The sequence below is a fragment of the Demequina lignilytica genome (assembly GCF_030418375.1).
Taxonomy (GTDB): Bacteria; Actinomycetota; Actinomycetes; order Actinomycetales; family Demequinaceae; genus Demequina; species Demequina lignilytica.
The window spans coordinates 478,513-496,721 of sequence record NZ_JAUHPZ010000002.1 but is presented as its reverse complement, the minus strand read 5'-3'; the positions used below and the strand labels follow the sequence as shown (position 1 = coordinate 496,721).

Annotated in this window: 15 protein-coding genes; 6 read left to right on the top strand and 9 right to left on the bottom strand. The window is 72.4% G+C overall.

The features are described from left to right. Window positions 1-4 precede the first annotated feature (4 nt). Together QQX13_RS05875 and QQX13_RS05870 are read left to right on the top strand one after the other, a co-directional pair. A complete protein-coding gene (locus QQX13_RS05875; RefSeq protein ID WP_301152782.1) occupies window positions 5-1,354 on the top strand; it encodes a M20/M25/M40 family metallo-hydrolase in 1,350 nt (449 codons plus the stop codon). Between the two features lie 166 nt (window positions 1,355-1,520). Beyond that, window positions 1,521-1,841 (top strand): hypothetical protein, encoded by a 321-nt coding sequence (locus tag QQX13_RS05870; protein ID WP_301121129.1) that lies wholly within the window; start codon window positions 1,521-1,523, stop codon window positions 1,839-1,841. A 147-nt stretch (window positions 1,842-1,988) separates the two neighbouring features. Here the strand turns inward: QQX13_RS05870 and QQX13_RS05865 are convergent, their stop codons facing one another. Beyond that, a complete protein-coding gene (locus QQX13_RS05865) occupies window positions 1,989-4,136 on the bottom strand; it encodes a heavy metal translocating P-type ATPase (RefSeq protein ID WP_301152781.1) in 2,148 nt (715 codons plus the stop codon). A gap of 163 nt (window positions 4,137-4,299) precedes the next feature. Beyond that, complete coding sequence (locus QQX13_RS05860; RefSeq protein WP_301121126.1) at window positions 4,300-5,298, bottom strand: LacI family DNA-binding transcriptional regulator; 999 nt, start codon at window positions 5,296-5,298, stop codon at window positions 4,300-4,302. 126 nt (window positions 5,299-5,424) lie between these two features. Between QQX13_RS05860 and QQX13_RS05855 the strand changes: the two genes are divergently transcribed. From QQX13_RS05855 to QQX13_RS05840, 4 genes are read left to right on the top strand one after another with little or no spacing between them, the layout of a single operon-like run. After that, window positions 5,425-6,729, top strand: a complete 1,305-nt coding sequence (locus QQX13_RS05855) for an extracellular solute-binding protein (protein WP_301121123.1) — start codon at window positions 5,425-5,427, stop codon at window positions 6,727-6,729. Between the two features lie 25 nt (window positions 6,730-6,754). After that, the gene (locus QQX13_RS05850) at window positions 6,755-7,753 is read left to right on the top strand and encodes a carbohydrate ABC transporter permease (protein WP_301152827.1); all 999 of its coding nucleotides are present in this window, start codon (window positions 6,755-6,757) and stop codon (window positions 7,751-7,753) included. 1 nt (window position 7,754) lies between these two features. Next, window positions 7,755-8,648 (top strand): carbohydrate ABC transporter permease, encoded by an 894-nt coding sequence (locus tag QQX13_RS05845; RefSeq protein WP_301121121.1) that lies wholly within the window; start codon window positions 7,755-7,757, stop codon window positions 8,646-8,648. Next, window positions 8,645-10,921: a beta-xylosidase/alpha-l-arabinosidase gene (locus tag QQX13_RS05840; protein WP_496111609.1), complete on the top strand. Its 2,277-nt coding sequence runs from the start codon at window positions 8,645-8,647 to the stop codon at window positions 10,919-10,921. Before QQX13_RS05845 ends, QQX13_RS05840 begins: the two co-directional genes overlap by 4 nt. A 155-nt stretch (window positions 10,922-11,076) precedes the next feature. On the opposite strand, the gene QQX13_RS05835 is transcribed toward QQX13_RS05840, so the two are convergent. From QQX13_RS05835 to ligA, 7 genes are all read right to left on the bottom strand, one after another. Continuing rightward, entirely contained in the window at window positions 11,077-11,721 is a 645-nt protein-coding gene (locus QQX13_RS05835; protein ID WP_301121119.1) for a polysaccharide deacetylase family protein, read from the bottom strand. A 58-nt stretch (window positions 11,722-11,779) separates the two neighbouring features. Further along, on the bottom strand, window positions 11,780-13,288 hold the full coding sequence (gene gatB / locus QQX13_RS05830) for an Asp-tRNA(Asn)/Glu-tRNA(Gln) amidotransferase subunit GatB (protein WP_301121237.1): 1,509 nt from the start codon (window positions 13,286-13,288) through the stop codon (window positions 11,780-11,782). Window positions 13,289-13,293: 5 nt separating this feature from the next. After that, window positions 13,294-14,835 (bottom strand): Asp-tRNA(Asn)/Glu-tRNA(Gln) amidotransferase subunit GatA, encoded by a 1,542-nt coding sequence (gatA, locus tag QQX13_RS05825; RefSeq protein ID WP_301152779.1) that lies wholly within the window; start codon window positions 14,833-14,835, stop codon window positions 13,294-13,296. Next, on the bottom strand, window positions 14,832-15,131 hold the full coding sequence (gene gatC / locus QQX13_RS05820) for an Asp-tRNA(Asn)/Glu-tRNA(Gln) amidotransferase subunit GatC (protein ID WP_301121115.1): 300 nt from the start codon (window positions 15,129-15,131) through the stop codon (window positions 14,832-14,834). Before gatC ends, gatA begins: the two co-directional genes overlap by 4 nt. A gap of 39 nt (window positions 15,132-15,170) precedes the next feature. Beyond that, window positions 15,171-15,746, bottom strand: coding sequence for a GNAT family N-acetyltransferase (locus QQX13_RS05815; protein WP_301121113.1), 576 nt, complete (start codon window positions 15,744-15,746; stop codon window positions 15,171-15,173). Then, on the bottom strand, window positions 15,743-15,961 hold the full coding sequence (locus QQX13_RS05810) for a hypothetical protein (protein WP_301152778.1): 219 nt from the start codon (window positions 15,959-15,961) through the stop codon (window positions 15,743-15,745). Before QQX13_RS05810 ends, QQX13_RS05815 begins: the two co-directional genes overlap by 4 nt. 107 nt (window positions 15,962-16,068) lie before the next feature. Further along, window positions 16,069-18,174 carry an NAD-dependent DNA ligase LigA gene (gene ligA, locus QQX13_RS05805; RefSeq protein ID WP_301152776.1) on the bottom strand — a complete coding sequence of 702 codons (2,106 nt, stop codon included), beginning with the start codon at window positions 18,172-18,174 and terminating at the stop codon, window positions 16,069-16,071. Between the last annotated feature and the right edge of the window lie 35 nt (window positions 18,175-18,209).

Below are 18,209 nucleotides of genomic sequence, written 5' to 3'. Positions count from 1 at the left end.
TCGGGTGACTTCAGACGACATCATCGCCACCGTCCAGGGGCTCATGCCCGGCGTCATCGCGGACCTCGAGGAGCTCATCGCGATCCCCTCGATCGCCTTCCCCGGCTACCCCGAGGAGCCCGTCCAGCGCATGGCGCGGCGCACCCTCGAGCTGGTGCGCGAGGCCGGCTTCGCGAACGCCGAGCTCATGGACGTCCCCTGGGGCTACCCGCCCATCTACGGCGAGATCCCCGGCCCGCCCGACGCCCCCGTGGTGGTGCTCTACGCCCACTACGACGTGCAGCCCGCCGCCGTGAGCCAGGGCTGGACCACCGAGCCGTTCACCGCGACGCGCAAGGACGACGGTCGCATCTACGGCCGCGGAGCCGCCGACGACAAGTCCGGCATCGTCACCCACCTGGGCACCCTGCGCGCGCTCGGCGGGAAGCCTCCGGTCACGCTGCGCATCATCCTCGAGGGCATGGAGGAGACGGAGAGCAACCTGGAGGAGTTCGTCGAGGCGCACCCCGACCTGTTCGACTGCGACCTCTTCGTCATCACCGACATGGGCAACCTCGTGGTCGGGGAGCCCGTGCTCACCACGGGCCTGCGCGGCGACGTGTCGTGCACCGTCACGGTCCGCACGCTCGACCACCCCCTCCACTCCGGTGTCTTCGGCGGCGCCGCGCCGGACGCGATGATGGCGCTCGCGCGCCTCCTGTCGACGCTGGTGGACGATGCGGGGGACGTGGCCGTCGCCGGCGTCACCGGCGGCACGTGGCCGGGGACGTCCGTCAGCGAGGAGCAGTTCCGCGCGGACGCCGCGCTGCTGCCGGGCGTCGAGACCATCGGCACCGGACGCATCGGCGACCGGCTGTGGGCCAAGCCCTCCATCAACGCGATCGGGGTCGACATCACCTCGATCGCGGACTCCTCCAACGTGATCCATCCGGCCGCGAGCGCGAAGGTGTCGATGCGGATCGTCCCCGGCACGGACCCGAAGGCCGAGCTGGCCGCGCTGGTCGCCCATCTCGAGAGCCACGCGCCGTGGGGCGCGCAGGTCGAGGTCACGCCCAGCAAGACCGCACCGCCGTTCCTGTGCTCGACGGACGGCCCGCTGGTCACCGCCGCGCAGCGTGCCATGGAGGCGGCGTTCGGCCGAGCGGTGTCCGAGGTCGGCTCGGGCGGGTCGATCCCGCTGCTCGAGACCCTGCGCGGGGTGGCTCCGCGGGCGGAGTTCGTCCTGTGGGGACCCGAGGACATGGCCGGCTCCCGGATCCACGCCTCGGACGAGAGCGTGGACCCGGAGGAGATCGAGAGGATGATCGTCGCCCAGACGCTCCTGCTGAAGGGCCTCGGGTCCCAGGAGGGGTAGTTCCGACGCCGTAGCATTGTCCCGGCGGAGCCCTCGCGTCCTCTTCCTTTTCCTTTTCTGTGGGGTCGCGAGGGCTTCGTCCTGTGTGCACCCTTCCGCCGAGACCGCGACGGGTCTACCCTGCTCCCATCGGGCGCCCCCCGGCGCCTGGCCTGGGGAGGGCGTCATGACCTACAAGGACGAGCTCGGCTACGTCGGGCACCCGGAGCTGCCGCACGGCTACCACCCGTACCTGGGCGTGCATCCGCTCCACCGCGACGACTGGATCGCGAAGGCCGCCCTCGCCGCCGCCGCGGTGCTGCTGTTCCCCCTCGCGATCGCCATGGGCCACGTCAGCCTCCGCCGGCAGCGCTCGGGCAGCGCCTCGAACCGCAAGTCGGCGATCATCGCGCTCTGGCTCGGCTACGGGATGCCCGTGCTGGTCGCCACCGGGGTGGCGATCGCGCTGATGGTGTACGCGATGATCGGCGTCGGCGTCCTCGGCTGACGCCGCCCGTCCCGGACGCTGCGCACCTACCGCCGCGACCCGTCACCCCCGGGCTTGCCAGCCGGCACCGATCTAGCAGGGATGACGCTGCGCCGCAATGTGCAGCCACCGCCGTGAGCCCGGCCGGTAGGTGCGGAGCGTCGGCCGTCAGCGTGCCCAGTCGGAGCGCTTGGGTGCGAGCACGTCGCCGTCGAGCTCGACCCGACGCAGCAGCTGCGCGTTCAGCGCGACGACGATGGTCGACAGGCTCATCGCGATCGCGGCGATCGCCGGCGGCATGGTGATGCCGAGCGGCGCGAGCGCACCCGCCGCGATGGGGATGGCGATGACGTTGTAGGCGGTGGCCCACACCAGGTTCTGGCGCATCTTCCGGTAGGTCGCGCGCGAGAGCTCGATGACGCCGAGCACGCCGCGCGGGTCGGAGCTCGCGAGCACCACGCCTGCGGCCTCCATGGCGACGTCCGTGCCCGCGCCGATCGCGAGCCCCACGTCGGCGCGCGCGAGGGCCGGCGCGTCGTTCACCCCGTCGCCGACCATCGCGACCCGCTTGCCCGTGCCCTGCAGGTCCTCGACCGCCTGGTCCTTGTCGTCCGGCAGGACCTCCGCGAACACGTCGTCGATGCCGAGGGTGCCCGCGACCGCGTCCGCGACGGATCGCGCGTCTCCGGTGATGAGGGCGACCTCGACGCCGCGCGAGTGCAGGGCGTCGACGGCCGCGCGGGACTCCTGACGTACGGGGTCGGCGGTCGTGAACGCGCCGACCACCGTGCCGTCGACCACCACGTGCAGGACCGCGCCGCCCTTCTCACGCCAGGCGTCCGCAGCATCGTCCAGGCCGCCCGGCGCCTCGACGCCCAGCTCCTCGAGCAGCGCGGGGCCACCGACCGCGACCTCCTGCCCGTCCACGGCGGCCCTCACACCCTTCCCGGGAACCGTGTCGACGTCGCTCGGCGCAGGGATGTCGAGGCCGCGATCCTTCGCGGCGGCGACCACCGCGCGCCCGATGGGGTGCTCCGACTCGGACTCGACGGCCGCCGCGAGCGCGAGCACCGCATCGTCCTTCCAGCCGTCGACGGTCGCGATGCCGGTGAGGTGGTGGGACCCCTCGGTGAGCGTGCCGGTCTTGTCGAACAGGACGGAGTCGACGGTACGCATCGCCTCGAGCGCGGCGGTGTCCTTGATGAGGATGCCGTGCTTGGCGCTCTGCGCGGTCGAGATGGCGATGACCAGCGGGATGGCGAGGCCGAGCGCGTGGGGGCACGCGACCACGAGGACCGACACCGCGGCGGTCAGGCCGCCGCCGAGGTCCCCGAGCACCGCGTGCACGAGCAGCGTGATCGCGGCGGCGCCGAGCGCGATCCAGAACAGCCACGCGGCGGCGCGGTCGGCGAGGCGACGGGTGCCGGAGCGGCTGTTCTGCGCGTCCGCGACCATGCGCTGGATGCCGGCGAGGGCGGTGCCGTCACCGGTCGCGGTCACCTCGATCCGGAGGGAGCCGTCGGTGGCGACGGTGCCGGCGACCACTCGGTCGCCCTGGGCCTTGGCGACGGGCGCGGACTCGCCGGTGATCATCGACTCGTCGACGCTCGCGTCGCCGCGGACGATGTCGCCGTCGGCGGGGATCCGACCGCCGGGGCGGACGATCACGACGTCGCCCTCGACCAGGTCGCCGATGCTGACGTGCTCGGTGGCGTCGCCGTCGCCGGAGACGCGCTCCGCATCGTCTGGGAGCAGCTCGGCCAGGGCGGCCAGGGCGCCGCGCGCCTGGCCGACCGCCTTCATCTCCTGCCAGTGCCCCAGCAGCATGATGACGATCAGGCCGGCGAGCTCCCACCAGAAGTTGAAGTCGCCGACGCCGAACGTCGCGGCGAGCGAGGCGCCGAACGCGACCGTGATGGCGAGCGAGATGAGCGTCATCATGCCGGGTCGGCGGACGGTGATCTCGTCGCGCCAGGCCATGCTGAGGAACGGCCACCCGCCCCACAGGTAGATGACGGTGCCGAGGATCGGCGGGATCCAGGCGCTGCCCGGGAGGTCGTAGCCGAACCAGCCCTCGACCATGGTGCTGGTCGCCATCACGGGGATGGCGACCAGCAGGTTCCACCAGAACAGGCGCTTGAACACCATCGCGTGGCCGCTGTGGTCGGTGCCATGGTGCTCGTGGCCGGTCATCTCGTGACCACCCTTGCCGTGGTCGCCGTGCGGCTCCTCGCCGCTCATGTCGTGGCCGTGGTGGGCGTCGTGGTCGTGGTCGTGATCCGCGGTCATGGTGTCGCGGCCGTGCTCGTGGCTCATGGGGACCTCCTGGAAGAGTCAACGCCTCCGCACGTTATTCCTTCCAGCGGACGGGAAGGTCAAGCGCTGCCCCGCCGCACCGGCGCGCGCTGTGAGTGCACCGCGCGACGCATCGGGCTGGAACCGTCGCGCGATGCACTCCGCGGGCGCAGCGGAGCGGGGATCACACGCTGCGCGGCGGCGCGCACGTCCCCCTCACGATCAGCTCGGTCGGCATCCGCACGTGCTCGCTCCCGGGCTCCCCCCGCAGGAGGCGCAGCAGCATCTCCATCGCGGCGAAGCCCATCGCCTGGAGCGGCTGGCGCACCGTGGTGAGCCCGCGCGGCACCATCGAGGCCTCGGGGACGTCGTCGAAGCCGAGCACGGAGAGGTCCTCCGGCACCAGCACCCCCAGCGACTGGGCGACCTCGATCACGCGGATCGCCATCACGTCGTTGGAGACGAAGATCGCGGTCGGCGGGCGCGCCACCCCCAGCATCGCGCGCGCCGCCTCGCCGGCGAGCTGCGGCTCGTAGCGGGCGTACGCGATCAGCGACTCGTCGACGGGGACGCCGGCGGACTTCATCGCGGCGCGGAAGCCCGCCTCGCGCAGGCGGGACGTCCCCAGGTCCTTGCGGCCGCCGATGAAGGCGACGCGACGATGCCCGAGCGACAGCAGGTACGCGGTGCCCTCCCGGGCGCCCTCGAAGGTGTCGGAGTCGATCGTCGGGACCTGGTTCGGGCCGTAGTGCGGGTCCACGGCGACCACAGGGATCGCGGTCGAGGCGTGCTGGACGGTGGGCGTGGCGACCACCGCACCGTCGACCAGGGTGCCGCCCATGCGGGCCAGGGAGCGTCGCTCCCACCCCGGCGACCAGCCGCCCGCGTGGGCGATCAGCTCGTACTGGGTGCCGTGCGCCGCGCGCGCGGCGCCCTTCATCAGCTCGGCGGCGTAGGGCTCGAAGTCCGCGACCAGGAAGCCGAGCACCCCGGTGCTCTTCGACCGCAGGCTCGAGGCGGACAGGTTCGGCACGTAGGCGAGCTCGTCGATCGCTCGGCGCACCCGCGCCACGGTGTGCGCGGCCACCCCGTAGCGGCCGTTCACCACCTTCGACACGGTCGCGATCGACACACCGGCGAGCTCGGCGACGTCGGCGAGCTTGACCCTTCCCTCGGGCTCCATGGCGGCGATGGTAACAGGATTGTCACGGAAACGAAAACGTTGTCGAAAACGTTTGACGATGCCTGGGACCGGCCACAGACTCGACAGCACCGGAGATGTCAACGAGGACAGAGAGGACCCGGATACATGAAGGTTCGCAGGCGCACAGGCGCGGCAGCGGCGCTCGCCACCACGGCGGCGGTGCTGCTCGCCGCATGCAGCTCGGGAGACGCGAGCACCGGCTCGTCCGACTCCCCCGACGGTGACGGCCCCGTCACCCTCACCTGGTGGCACAACGGCACCGAGGACCCGCTCAACAGCTTCTGGCAGACCGTCGCGGACGAGTTCGAGGCGGCCAACCCGAACGTCACCGTCGAGATCGAGGCGATCCAGAACGAGGACGTCTCGACCCGCATCGCGGTCGCCCTCCAGTCCGGCGACGCCCCGTCGCTGTTCCAGCAGTGGGGCGGCGGGGAGATGGCGCAGCAGGCGGAGGCCGGTCACCTGATGGACCTCACCGGCCTGGTCGACGACGAGCTCGCCGCGATCGGCGGCACCGCCGCCCCGTGGAGCGTCGACGGCACCTACTACGGCCTGCCCTTCCAGTTCGGCATCGAGGGCATCTGGTATCGCCCGTCGCTGTTCGAGCAGGCCGGCATCACGGAGGAGCCGTCCACGATGGACGACCTGTACGCCGCGGTCGACAAGCTCAAGGCCGCAGGCGTCACCCCGATCGCCGTCGGCGCCGCGGACCAGTGGCCCGCCGCGCACTGGTGGTTCAACTTCGCCCTGCGCTCGTGCACGCTCGACACCATCAACGAGGCGGGCGCGAACGGCGACTTCTCCGACCCGTGCTTCGTCACGGCAGGCGAGAAGGTCGAGGAGCTGCTCGCGGCCGAGCCGTTCCAGGAGGGCTTCGCGGGCACGTCGGCCCAGCAGGGCGCGTCCAGCTCCGCGGGCCTGGTGGCCACCGGCAACGCCGCGATGGAGCTCATGGGCCACTGGAACGTGTTCGTCATGACGGGCCTGGTCGACGACCCCGACGCGCTGACGGCGGACCTCGACTGGTTCCCGTTCCCCGAGGTCGAGGGCGCGGGCGACCCGACCGCAGCCATGGGCGGAGGCGACGGCTTCTCCTGCTACGTCGACGCTCCGACCGCGTGCGTGGACCTGCTGAAGTACATCCTCTCCGAGGACGTGCAGACCCGTTTCGCGGAGATCGTGGGCGGCGTCCCCGTCATCCCGGCCGCCGCCGCCGGCGTCTCCCAGCCGACCACCCAGGAGCAGATCGAGGTCGCGTCCGACGCCGCCTACGTCCAGCTGTGGATGGACATCGGCTTCGGGCCGAACGTGGGTGGTGCGCTCAACGACACCGTCGAGGCCATGTTCTCCGGTCAGGCCTCGGCCGCCGACATCCCGGCTGCCATGCAGGCCGCCGCGGACAACGGCTGACCCTCGAGCAGGGATCGCCGTGACCATGACGGAGACGCCGGGTCGCGCAGCGGCCTTCGTGGACGGCTCGCACGAGCCGTCCACGAAGGCCGCCCCCGCGCGGCGCGCCCAGACCGCCCGCAAGTGGCTCGAGATCGGGGTCTTCGTGGCCCCCGCGCTGCTGCTGTTCATCCTCTTCGTGCTGGTGCCCGTGGCTCGCGCCGGGTACTACAGCCTCTACAACTGGAACGGGATCGAGGAGCTCACCAAGTTCATCGGCCTCGACAACTACACGCGGGCGCTCACCGACGACGACTTCCTGCGCGCCCTGCGCAACAACCTGTTCTTCGTGGTCGGCTCGATCGCGGTGCAGCTGCCGATCGCCCTGGGCGTCGCGCTGCTCATGAACCGCAGGATGCGCGGCCGTGGCGCGTTCCGGCTGCTGATCTTCGTGCCCTACGTGCTGTCCGAGGTCATCGCCGGCGTGATGTTCACGCTGATGCTTCAGCCGCACGGGCTGGTCGACTGGGCGCTCTCCCCCGTCTACGGGCTGCTGCAGACCCTCGGCGTCGACAGCCCGCGGCCCCTATGGCTCGCGGACACCGACGTGGTGCTGTGGACCCTGCTGCTGGTGATCAGCTGGAAGTACATCGGCTTCGCGATCATCCTGTTCCTCGCGGGCCTGCAGGGCATCAACCCCGAGCTCGAGGAGGCCGCCGCGATCGACGGCGCCTCGTGGTGGCAGATCCAGCGGCGCATCACCATCCCGCTGCTCGGCCCCACCATCCGCATCTGGGCGTTCGTGTCCGTGATCGGCTCGCTCCAGCTGTTCGACATGGTCAAGGTGATGACCAACGGCGGACCGGCCGGGTCCTCGCACACCATGGCGACCTACATGATCCAGCAGGGCTTCGAACGCTCGCAGTTCGGCTACGGCTCGGCCGTCGCCGTCATCCTCTTCGCCATCAGCTTCGTCGCGGCGCTGGTCTACATCCGCTTCGTGCTCCGCTCCGACAACACCTCGTCCGACGACAGGGAGGCGTGACATGACCGCCCTCGCCGACCGCCCCGCGCCCGCGACCCCGCCGACGCCCCCGGCCGCCGCATCGTCCCGCCGCGCGCCGCTGCGCGCGAGCACCATCCTGCAGTACGTGATCGTCCTGGCGGTGATCGCGGTGACGATCGTCCCCGTGCTGTACGTCATCACCTCCGGCTTCCGGACCAACGGCCAGATCGCCTCCGCCCCCACCGCGCTGCCCGACCCGTGGGTGCTGTCCAACTACGGGAGGGTGCTGAGCTCCGGCGACTTCTGGCAGCAGGTGCTCAACTCGACGCTGATCGCGGTCGGCACGACCGCCGGCGTGATCATCACGGGCACCATGGCCGCGTATCCGCTGGCCCGCTACCGCTTCCGCGGGCGCGAGGCGCTCTACCTGGTGTTCGTGCTGGGCCTGCTGTTCCCCATCGGCGTCGCGATCCTGCCGCTGTACCTGCAGCTGCGCGACCTCCACCTGCTGGGCACGCACTGGGGCGTGATCATCCCCCAGGTCGCGTTCGCGCTGCCCATCACGGTGATCATCCTGCGGCCGTTCCTCAAGGCGATCCCGCGCGAGCTGGAGGAGGCCGCGTTCGTGGACGGCACCACGAGGGTCGGGTTCTTCTTCCGGATCCTGCTGCCGCTGGCGGTGCCCGCGATGGTGACCGTGGGCGTGCTGCAGTTCGTCGCGAGCTGGAACGCCTACCTGATGCCGCTGCTGGTGCTGACCTCGCCCGACTCGTACACGCTGCCGCTCGGCGTCGCGCGGTTCTCCTCGCAGTACTCGTCGGACACGGCCGCGATCCTTGCGTTCACATCCGTGGCGATGCTGCCCGCCCTCGCGTTCTTCACGCTGATGGAGAAGCGGATCGTGGGCGGCCTGTCGGGCGCGGTGAAGGGGTGAGCGCCGTGACCACCGCCGTCGCCGTACCCGTGTCCCCTCGCGTCGCCGCGCTGCTCGCGGAGATGACGCTCGAGGAGAAGCTCGCCCAGCTGGTGGGTTTCTGGGAGGGCGAGGAGGGCGACTCGGTCGCGCCGCTCCAGGGGGAGCTGTCCTCGACCGGCGGCGCGGGCGAGGCCATGCGGCACGGCCTCGGGCAGATCACCCGCGCCTACGGGACCAACCCCGTCGAGCCCGACGAGCGCGCGGCCTGGCTGTGGGAGCGCCAGCGCGCCCTGGTGACCGGGACGCGCCTGGGCATCCCCGCGATCGTGCACGAGGAGTGCCTCACCGGGCTGGCGGCCTGGAAGGCGGCGACGTTCCCGTCGCCGCCCGCGTGGGGCGCGAGCTTCGACGATGCGCTGGTCGAGCGGATGGGCGCGCTGATCGGCTCGTCCATGGCGGCGCTAGGGATCCACCAGGGGCTCGCGCCCGTGCTCGACGTGGTGCGGGATCCCCGCTGGGGGCGCACCGAGGAGGCGATCTCCGAGGACCCGCTGCTGGTGGGGTCGATCGGGACGGCGTACGTCCGCGGGCTCCAGTCGGCCGGCGTCGACGCGACGCTCAAGCATTTCGCCGGCTACTCGGCCTCGGCGGCCGGGCGGAACTTCGCGCCGGTGTCGATGGGCCCGCGCGAGCTCGCGGACACGGTGCTGCCGCCGTTCGAGATGGCGGTGAAGGATGGTGGCGCGCGGGCGGTGATGCACGCGTACACGGCGGTCGACGGGGTGCCCTCGGTCGCGGACCGGCGGCTGCTCACCGTGCTGCTGCGCGACGAGTGGGGCTTCGACGGCGTGGTGGTCGCGGACTACTTCGGCGTGGCCTTCCTGCACGTGCTGCACGACGTGGCCGCCGACCTGGGCGAGGCCGCCTCGATGGCGCTGGCGGCAGGCGTCGATGTCGAGCTGCCCACGGGCGATGCGTACCTCGCGCCGCTCGCGGCGGCTGTGCGCGCGGGTTCCGTGCCCGAGGAGCTGGTGGACCGGTCCGTCGTGCGCGTGCTCGCGCAGAAGGAGCGGCTGGGGCTGCTCGACCGCGACTTCGCCGGGGCGCCCCCCGGCGGCGTGGACCTGGACTCTCCGGAGCATCGTGCCGTGGCCCGAGCGCTGGCGGAGGAGTCGATCGTGCTGGTCTCCAACGACGGCACCCTGCCGCTGTCGCCGGCCTCGCGCCTGGCCGTGATCGGCCCCAACGCGGACCGGGCGCAGGCGCTGTTCGGGTGCTACTCGTTCGTGAACCACGTGCTCGCCCAGCGGCCGGGCGTCGCGATGGGGATCGAGGCGCCGACCATGGCGGCGGCCCTCGCCGCGCGGTGGGAGGCGCCCGTCACCGTCGCGCGGGGCTGCGGGGTGTCCGACCCCGATCGATCCGGATTCGACGCGGCCGTCGAGGCGGCGCGCGGCGCCGACGTGGCGGTGATCGCCGTGGGCGACCACGCCGGCCTGTTCGGACGCGGCACGGTGGGCGAGGGCTGCGACGCGGACTCGCTCGAGCTGCCCGGAGTCCAGCGCGCGCTCGTCGAGGCCGTGCTCGAGACGGGCACCCCGGTGGTGCTGGTGGCCCTGACCGGGCGGCCGTACGCCCTGGGCTGGGCCATGGAACGATGCGCGGCCGTGGTCCAGGCGTACTTCCCCGGGGAGGAGGGGGGCGGGGCCCTGGCGGCGGTGCTCGCCGGCGACGTGAACCCGTCCGGGAGGCTCCCGATCACGCTGCCGCGCTCCGCGGGCGCCCAGCCGTACACCTACCTGCACAGCCGCCTGGGCGGCGCGACCGAGGTGACGCATGTGGATCCGACGCCCGCCGCCGAGTTCGGGCACGGGTTGTCGTACACGGCCTTCTCGCACGAGGAGCTGGGCGTGGCGGGGCCCGCGGCGACCGACGGCTGGATCGAGGCGGAGGTCTCGGTGGTGAACACCGGCGCGCGCGCCGGCACCGAGGTGGTGCAGCTCTACGGGCGCGACGTGCGCGCCTCGCTGCCCCGGCCCGTCGCCCAGCTGCTCGCGTACGCCCGGGTGCCGCTCGCGCCCGGGGAGTCGCGCATCGTCCGATTCCGGGTGCCGACGTCCCGGCTGGCGTTCTCCGGCGTGGATCTCGCGCGCGTGGTCGAGCCGGGCGAGGTGGAGCTGTGGACGGGGACGAGCGAGCGGCGCCGCGCCACCGTGACCGTGGACCTGGTCGGGCCGGTGCGCCGGCTCACGGGAGAGGAGCCGCGGCTGCCGGTGGTGGAGGTCGGGTAGGTGGTCGCTGGGCGCCTACCGGCTCGATCTCATCTCGGGCCAGCGCAACCCTCGAGCCATCTGCCAGGTGCGACGCTCGCGGTCGTGGCGTGTGTCGCCACCCGGGCACGGACCGGTAGGTGCTGAAGGTCCAGCCAGCCGCGAGCGAGAGCCCTCTACGGCATCTCGGGGAGCACGAAGCGCCAGCCGTCGGCGAGGCGCTCGTCCACCACCTCGATGACCGCGTCGATGGTTCCCGCGCGATCGCCACCACCGTCGTGGGCGAGCACCACGGCGCCGGGCTCCATGGCGACCCGCAGCCGGGAGGCGAGCACCGCGGGGTCCTGCTCCTCCCAGTCGCCGATCGTGCCGGTGACCGCGAGCGGCTGCATGCCGAGCCTGGTCGCGACGGGGGCGGTGACGCCCCAGGATCCGCGGGGCGCGCGCCAGTAGGGCACCGGCACCGCGTCACCCGCCGCCTGCTCGATCACGTCGAGCACCTTCAGGAGATCGTCGCGCACGGTCAACGCGTCCCACTCCCCCATGTCCGTGTCGGACATGCCGTGGTTGCAGAGCACATGGCCGTCGGCGACGATGCGGCGCAGCACCTCGGCGCCCGAGGGAAGGTCGCCCCCGCCCGGCGCGAGGATGTTCTCCCCGATGACCGCGAACACCGCCCGGATGCGCCGCTCGCGCAGGTGGTCGAGCAGGCGGAGCGTGTCGGCGCCGTTGGGGCCGTCGTCGAACGTGAGCGCAGCGATGGGCACCGATGCGTCGAGACCCCCGCGGGCCGCGCGGCTCACGGGGGTCTCGGTCAGCATGGGTGCTCGCTCTGCAGTCGGGATTCGGCGGGGCCAGGTGGGCCGGTCGAGCCGGGGCTCAGCCCTCGACTCCCGCGCGCTGGAGGATGATCTCGCGCACGCGCGCGGCGTCGGCCTGGCCGCGGGTCGCCTTCATCACGGCCCCCACGATGGCGCCGGCCGCCTGCACCTTGCCGTCCTGGATCTTGGCGAGGACGTCGGGCTGGGCGGCGAGCGCATCGTCCACGGCCTTCTCGAGCGCCGAGTCGTCCGACACGACCTCGAGGCCGCGGGACGCGACCACCTCCGTGGGCGAGCCCTCGCCCGCGAGGACGCCCTCGAGCGCCTGACGCGCGAGCTTGTCGTTGATCTTGCCCGAGTCGACCAGGCCCTGGAGCTCCGCCACCGCGGCCGGTGTCACCGGCAGCTCGCCGAGCGCCACCTCGCGGTCGTTGGCGACCCTCGAGAGCTCGCCCATCCACCACTTGCGGGCGGACTGAGCGGTGGTGCCCGCCTCGACGGTGGAGGCGATGAGGCCCAGCGCGTCCGCCGCGACCGCGTCGCGCATCTCGAGATCCGAGAAGCCCCACTCCTCCCTGAGGCGCGCCCGCATCTTGGCGGGGTGCTCGGGGATGGTGCCGCGCAGCTCCTCGACCCACTCGCGGGCCGGCTGGACCGGCAGCAGGTCGGGCTCCGGGAAGTACCGGTAGTCCTCCGCCTCCTCCTTGGAGCGGCCCGGCGTGGTCGACGAGGTGTCCTCGTGCCAGTGACGGGTCTCCTGCACCACCGGTCGGCCGGCGAGCAGCAGCGACGCCTGGCGTGCCGCCTCGAAGTGGACCGCGCGCTCGATCGCACGCAGCGAGTTCACGTTCTTGGTCTCGGAGCGCTTGCCGAACGGGACGTCGTCCTGCGACTCCCCCGCCACGGCCTTGGGTCGCAGCGAGAGGTTGACGTCGGCGCGGACGGAGCCCTGCTCCATGCGGCCGTCGGAGATCCCGAGCGCCCGCACGATGTCGCGGATGGTCGCGACGTAGGCGCGTGCCACCTCGGCCGTGCGGTCGCCCATGCCGGTGATCGGCTTGGTGACGATCTCGACCAGGGGCACGCCGCCGCGGTTGTAGTCGACCAGCGAGTAGTCGGCGCCCTGGATGCCGCCCGTGCCACCCACGTGGGTGTTCTTGCCGGCGTCCTCCTCCATGTGCGCGCGCTCGATGCCGATCTCGACCACGGTGCCGTCGTCGAGCACCACGTCGAGGGCGCCCTCGTAGCAGGTCGGCTCGTCGTACTGCGAGATCTGGTAGTCCTTGGCGAGGTCCGGGTAGAAGTAGTTCTTCCGGGCGAAGCGCGAGGACTCGCGGATCGAGCAGCCGAGCGCCAGGCCCAGCCGGATCGCCGACTCGACGGCCTTCTCGTTCGTCACCGGCATCGCGCCGGGCAGGCCCAGGCACACCGGGCAGACCTGGGTGTTGGGCTCCGCGCCGAACTCGTTCGCGCAGCCGCAGAACATCTTCGTCCTGGTGTTGAGCTCGACGTGGACCTCGATGCCGAAGACCGGGTCGAACTCGTCCATCGCCTGCGCGTAGGTCATCGTGGTCACTGGGCCACCTCCGGAGCCTGTGCGGTCAGCGGGCCGCCCCAGTCGGCAACGAGCGACGCCTCCAGCGCCGCACCGACCTTGTAGAGGCGGGCGTCCTCGTGCGCGGGCGCGAGGATCTGGAAGCCGGTCGGGAGCCCGTCCTCGGGCGCAAGACCCGCGGGCAGCGACATGCCGGGGATGCCGGCGAGGTTCGCGGGGATGGTCGCGACGTCGTTGAGGTACATCGCCAGCGGGTCGTCGATGCGCTCGCCGATCTTGAACGGCGTCGTGGGCGTCGTGGGCGACACGAGCACGTCGCACTGCGCGAACGCCGCGTCGAAGTCCCGCTGCACCAGCGTGCGGACCTTCTGCGCGGAGCCGTAGTAGGCGTCGTAGTAGCCGGCGCTCAGCGCGTAGGTGCCCAGGATGATGCGTCGCTTGACCTCGTCGCCGAAGCCCTCCGCGCGGGTCGCGAGCATCGTCTTCTCGACCGTCTCGCGCTCCACCCGCATGCCGAAGCGGACCGAGTCGAACTTCGCGAGGTTGGAGGAGGCCTCCGAGGGCAGGATCACGTAGTAGGCGGCGAGCGCGTACTCGAACGACGGGCAGGAGACCTCGACGGTCTCCGCCCCCATGGCCCGGAGCCGGTCGAGCGACTCCTCGAACCGCTGCTTGACGCCGTCCTGGAAGCCGCCGTCCTCGCCGGAGATCTCCTTGACGACTCCGACCTTCACGCCGGTGAGGTCCATGGCCGCACCGGCGAGGGCGGCCTCGACGACGGCCGGCACCGGCTCGTCGAGGGACGTGGCGTCCATGACGTCGTGCCCGCCCATGACCTCGTGCAGCAGCGCCGTGTCGAGCACGGTGCGGCCGCACGGTCCGAGCTGGTCGAGGGAGGAGGCGAGGGCGATCGCGCCGAAGCGGCTGACCCCGCCGTAGGTCGGCTTCACCCCCACGGTCGCGGTCACCGAGGCGGGCTGGCGGATCGAGCCGCCCGTGTCGGAGCCGATCGCGAGGGGCGCCTCGAACGCCGCGAGCGCCGCGGCGGAGCCACCGCCCGAGCCGCCCGGGATCCGCTCGAGGTCCCACGGGTTGCGGGTCGGGCCGTAGCCGGAGTGCTCGGTGGAGGAGCCCATGGCGAACTCGTCCATGTTGGTCTTGCCCAGGATGGGCATCCGGGCCTCGCGGACCTTGCGCGTGACCGTCGCGTCGTAGGGAGGGATCCAGCCCTCGAGGATGCGGGAGCCGGCGGTCGACGGCATGCCCTGCGTCACCACCACGTCCTTGACCGCGATCGGCACGCCCGCCATGCGCGGCAGCGCGACGCCGGCGGATCGGTCGGCGTCGACGGCGGCCGCCGTCGCGAGCGCCTCCTCGGCGTTGACGTGCAGGAACGCGTGGACGCCGTTCGACGGGTCCGTGCCGTCGACGGCGGCGATGCGGTCGAGGTGCGCCTGCACCAGAGCGACCGAGGTCACCTCGCCGGTGGCGAGGGCGTCGGCCATCTCCGCAGCGGTGGCACGGGTCCAGTCGCGGGCGGCTGCGTCCACGGCGGTCATGCCTCCTCCCCCAGGATCTGGGGCACACGGAAGCGGCCGTCCTCGGCCTCCGGGGCCCCCGACAGCGCGGCGTCCTGCGCGAGCGACGGACGGACCTCGTCGGCGCGGTGGATGTTCGCCATGGGGATCGGGTGGCTGGTCGCGGGCACGTCCTCGCCGGCCACCTCGGCCACCTTGGCCACGGCGTCGACGATCACGGCGAGCTGGCCCGAGAGCCGGTCGAGGTCCGCGTCGGTCATCTCGATGCGGGCGAGCGCCGCCAGGCGCGCCACATCGCTTCTCTCAAGGGAAGACATGGTGGCGATTCTAGTGCGTGGGCGGGACCCGCCCGGGGCCTACGGCTCCCAGCTGTAGCCGAGCAGCCGCACGCCGGCCTGGGCGCGCGAGGGCTCGGTGGCGATCACGTCGGGGTCGAGCCGCGACACCGTGCCGTCGGCGTTGTCCTCGACCACCCAGTCGAGGTCCTCCCGGCGCGCGAAGCCCATCTTCTCGTAGAGCCGGTGGGCGGCGTGCATGGTGTCCATGGTCGACAGGACGATGCGCTGGGCGCCGAGCTCGACCGCCCGGTCCATCGCGGCGCGGGCGAGCGTGCGACCGATCCCGCGACCCCGCTCCATGGGTGACACCGCGAGCATCCGCAGCTCGTACTCGCCCGACTGCGCGAGCTCCGTGAAGGGGCTCCCCGGCGGCACCAGCGTGATGGTGCCGACGATCGAGCCCGCGCCGTCCTGGCCGTCGAACATCGCGAGCAGGTCGGCGTGGCGTGCGCGGGCCTCGGCGTCCCGCAACTGCGGGACGTACGGGTGGGCGTGGTCGATCAGGCCGTCCGCCAGATACGCCAGCGCCGTGAGCTCGCCGATCTCCTGCAGTCGTGACTTCTCGTCGGGAGCCACCACCCGGATCGACGTCACAGGGGGCCCTCACGGCCCTCGGGGCGGCGGTCCCAGTGCGGCGTCGAGGTCTCGGAGGGGGTCCCGATGGTCGGGTCCTCGCTCTGGCCGGTCGGCCCGCGGCCCGGATCCTCGGGCGGCTTCGGCTTCGCACGCAGCGTGGAGACGATGACCCACACGACGGCGGCGAGGACGATCACGCCGGCGACGATGCCGATGATGATGCTGACGTCCATGGCTCCTCCACGAGGCCCCGCTGGGCCTCATCTCCAGACTACATAGCCGCAACCGCTTACGGCAGGGCGAAACCCGAGGACCGCGTCCGGCCTGCTAGATCGCCGTGTCAGGCGAGGGCGGCGGGGCCGCCCTCGAGCAGGCGGACGAACGCGGCCTCGTCGAGCATCGGCACGCCGAGCGCCTCGGCCCTGGCGGCCTTGGAGCCCGCGTTCGCGCCGAGCACCACGTAGTCCGTGTTCTTCGACACGCTGCCCGCCGCCTTCCCCCCGCGGGAGATGATCGCCTCCTTCACGGAGTCACGTGTGAAGCCCTCGAGCGAGCCGGTCGCGACGATCGTGAGCCCCTCGAGGGTGCGCGCGACCGAGTCGTCCCGCTCGTCCTCCATGCGGACCCCGGCCTCGCTCCACCGCTCCACGATCTCCACGTGCCACGGCACCGTGAACCACTGGAGCACCGACTCCGCGATGACCGGCCCGACGCCGTCGACCGCGGCCAGCTCCTCCTCCGAGGCCCCGCGGATCGCCTCCATGGACCCGAAGGCGGTGGCGAGCGCGCGCGAGGCCGTCGGACCCACGTGGCGGATGGACAGCGACACGAGCACGCGCCACAGCGGCTGCGTCCGGGCCGCACCGAGGTTCTCGAGCAGTCGCATCCCGTTGGCGGACACGTCGCCCGCCTTGCGCCCCTGCACGCCGGCCTCGAGCTGACGTCGGGAGAGCTTCTCATCCACCTCGTACGTGAAGAGCGGCACCCGCCGCAGGTCCTCCTCCGTGAGCGAGAAGAGGCCTGCCTCGTTGACGAGCACGCCGGACTCCACGAGCGCGGCCGCGGCCTTCTCCCCGAGCACCTCGACGTCGAACGCGCCGCGCGAGCCGATGAAGGCGATCCGGTCGATGATCTGGGCCGGGCACGCCTCGGAGTTCGGGCAGCGCAGATCCTTGTCGCCCTCCTTCTGCTCGACCAGCGCGGTGCCGCACGAGGGGCACTCCGCGGGCATGGTCCACGCCCGCTCCTCCCCGGTGCGCGCCGCGACCACCGGGCCCACGATCTCGGGGATGACGTCTCCCGCCTTCCGCAGCACCACCGTGTCGCCGATCATGACGCCCTTGCGCGCGACCTCGTGCGCGTTGTGGAGGGTCGCGTAGGTCACGGTCGATCCCGCGACCAGCACCGGCGTCATCACGCCGTAGGGGGTCACCCGGCCCGTCCGGCCGACGTCGACGCGGATGTCCTCGAGCGTGGTGTGCACCTCCTCCGGAGGGAACTTGTAGGCGATGGCCCACCGCGGCGCCCGGCTGGTCGACCCGAGCGCGCCCTGCACCGACCGGTCGTCCACCTTCAGCACCGCACCGTCGATCTCGTGCACGAGCGCGTGGCGCCTCGCCTCGAGGTCGCGCAGGTACTCCTCGACCGCGTCGAGGCCCTCCACCACCCGGGCGTGCTCGGTCACGGGCAGGCCCCAGGACGCCAGCACCTCGTAGATGCCGTGCTGGGACGATGCGCGGGGGTCGGGCTCCGCGGCCCCCCAGTCGAGCGCGCCGAGGGCGTACGTGGTGACGGCGAGCGGCCGGGTCGCGGTGACAGTCGCGTCCTTCTGGCGGAGCGACCCCGCCGCGGTGTTGCGCGGGTTCGCGTACGGCGCCTTGCCGTCCTCGACCAGGCGGGCGTTGAGCTCCTCGAACGCAGCGACCGGCAGGAACACCTCGCCGCGCACCTCGACCAGCGCGGGCACGTGCTCGCCCGCCAGCCGGCGCGGCAGTCCCGCGATGGTGAGGACGTTGGCCGTCACGTCCTCGCCGGTGGTGCCGTCGCCGCGGGTGACGCCGCGGACCAGCGCGCCGCGCTCGTAGGTGAGAGAGATGGACAGGCCGTCGATCTTGGGCTCGCAGACCACGCGCTGGGGACCCGCGTCCTTCTCGACCCGCGCGAACCACGCCGCGACGTCCTCGACCGAGAACGCGTTGTCGAGGCTCATCATCCGCTCGCGATGCTTGACGGACGCGAAGCCGATCGCGGCCGTGCCGCCGACCGTCTGCGTGGGGCTCTCCGGGGTCACGAGCTCGGGCCAGTGCGCCTCGAGGTCCCGCAGCTCCCGCTCGAGCGCGTCGTACCCGGCATCCGAGACCGTGGGAGCGGCGAGCTCGTAGTAGGCGTGGCGGTGCGCCTCGATCTCCTGGACGAGCTGCTGATGGCGGGCGCGGGGGTCGGTCACGCCCCCTATCCCACCACGACGGTCCGACACCCACA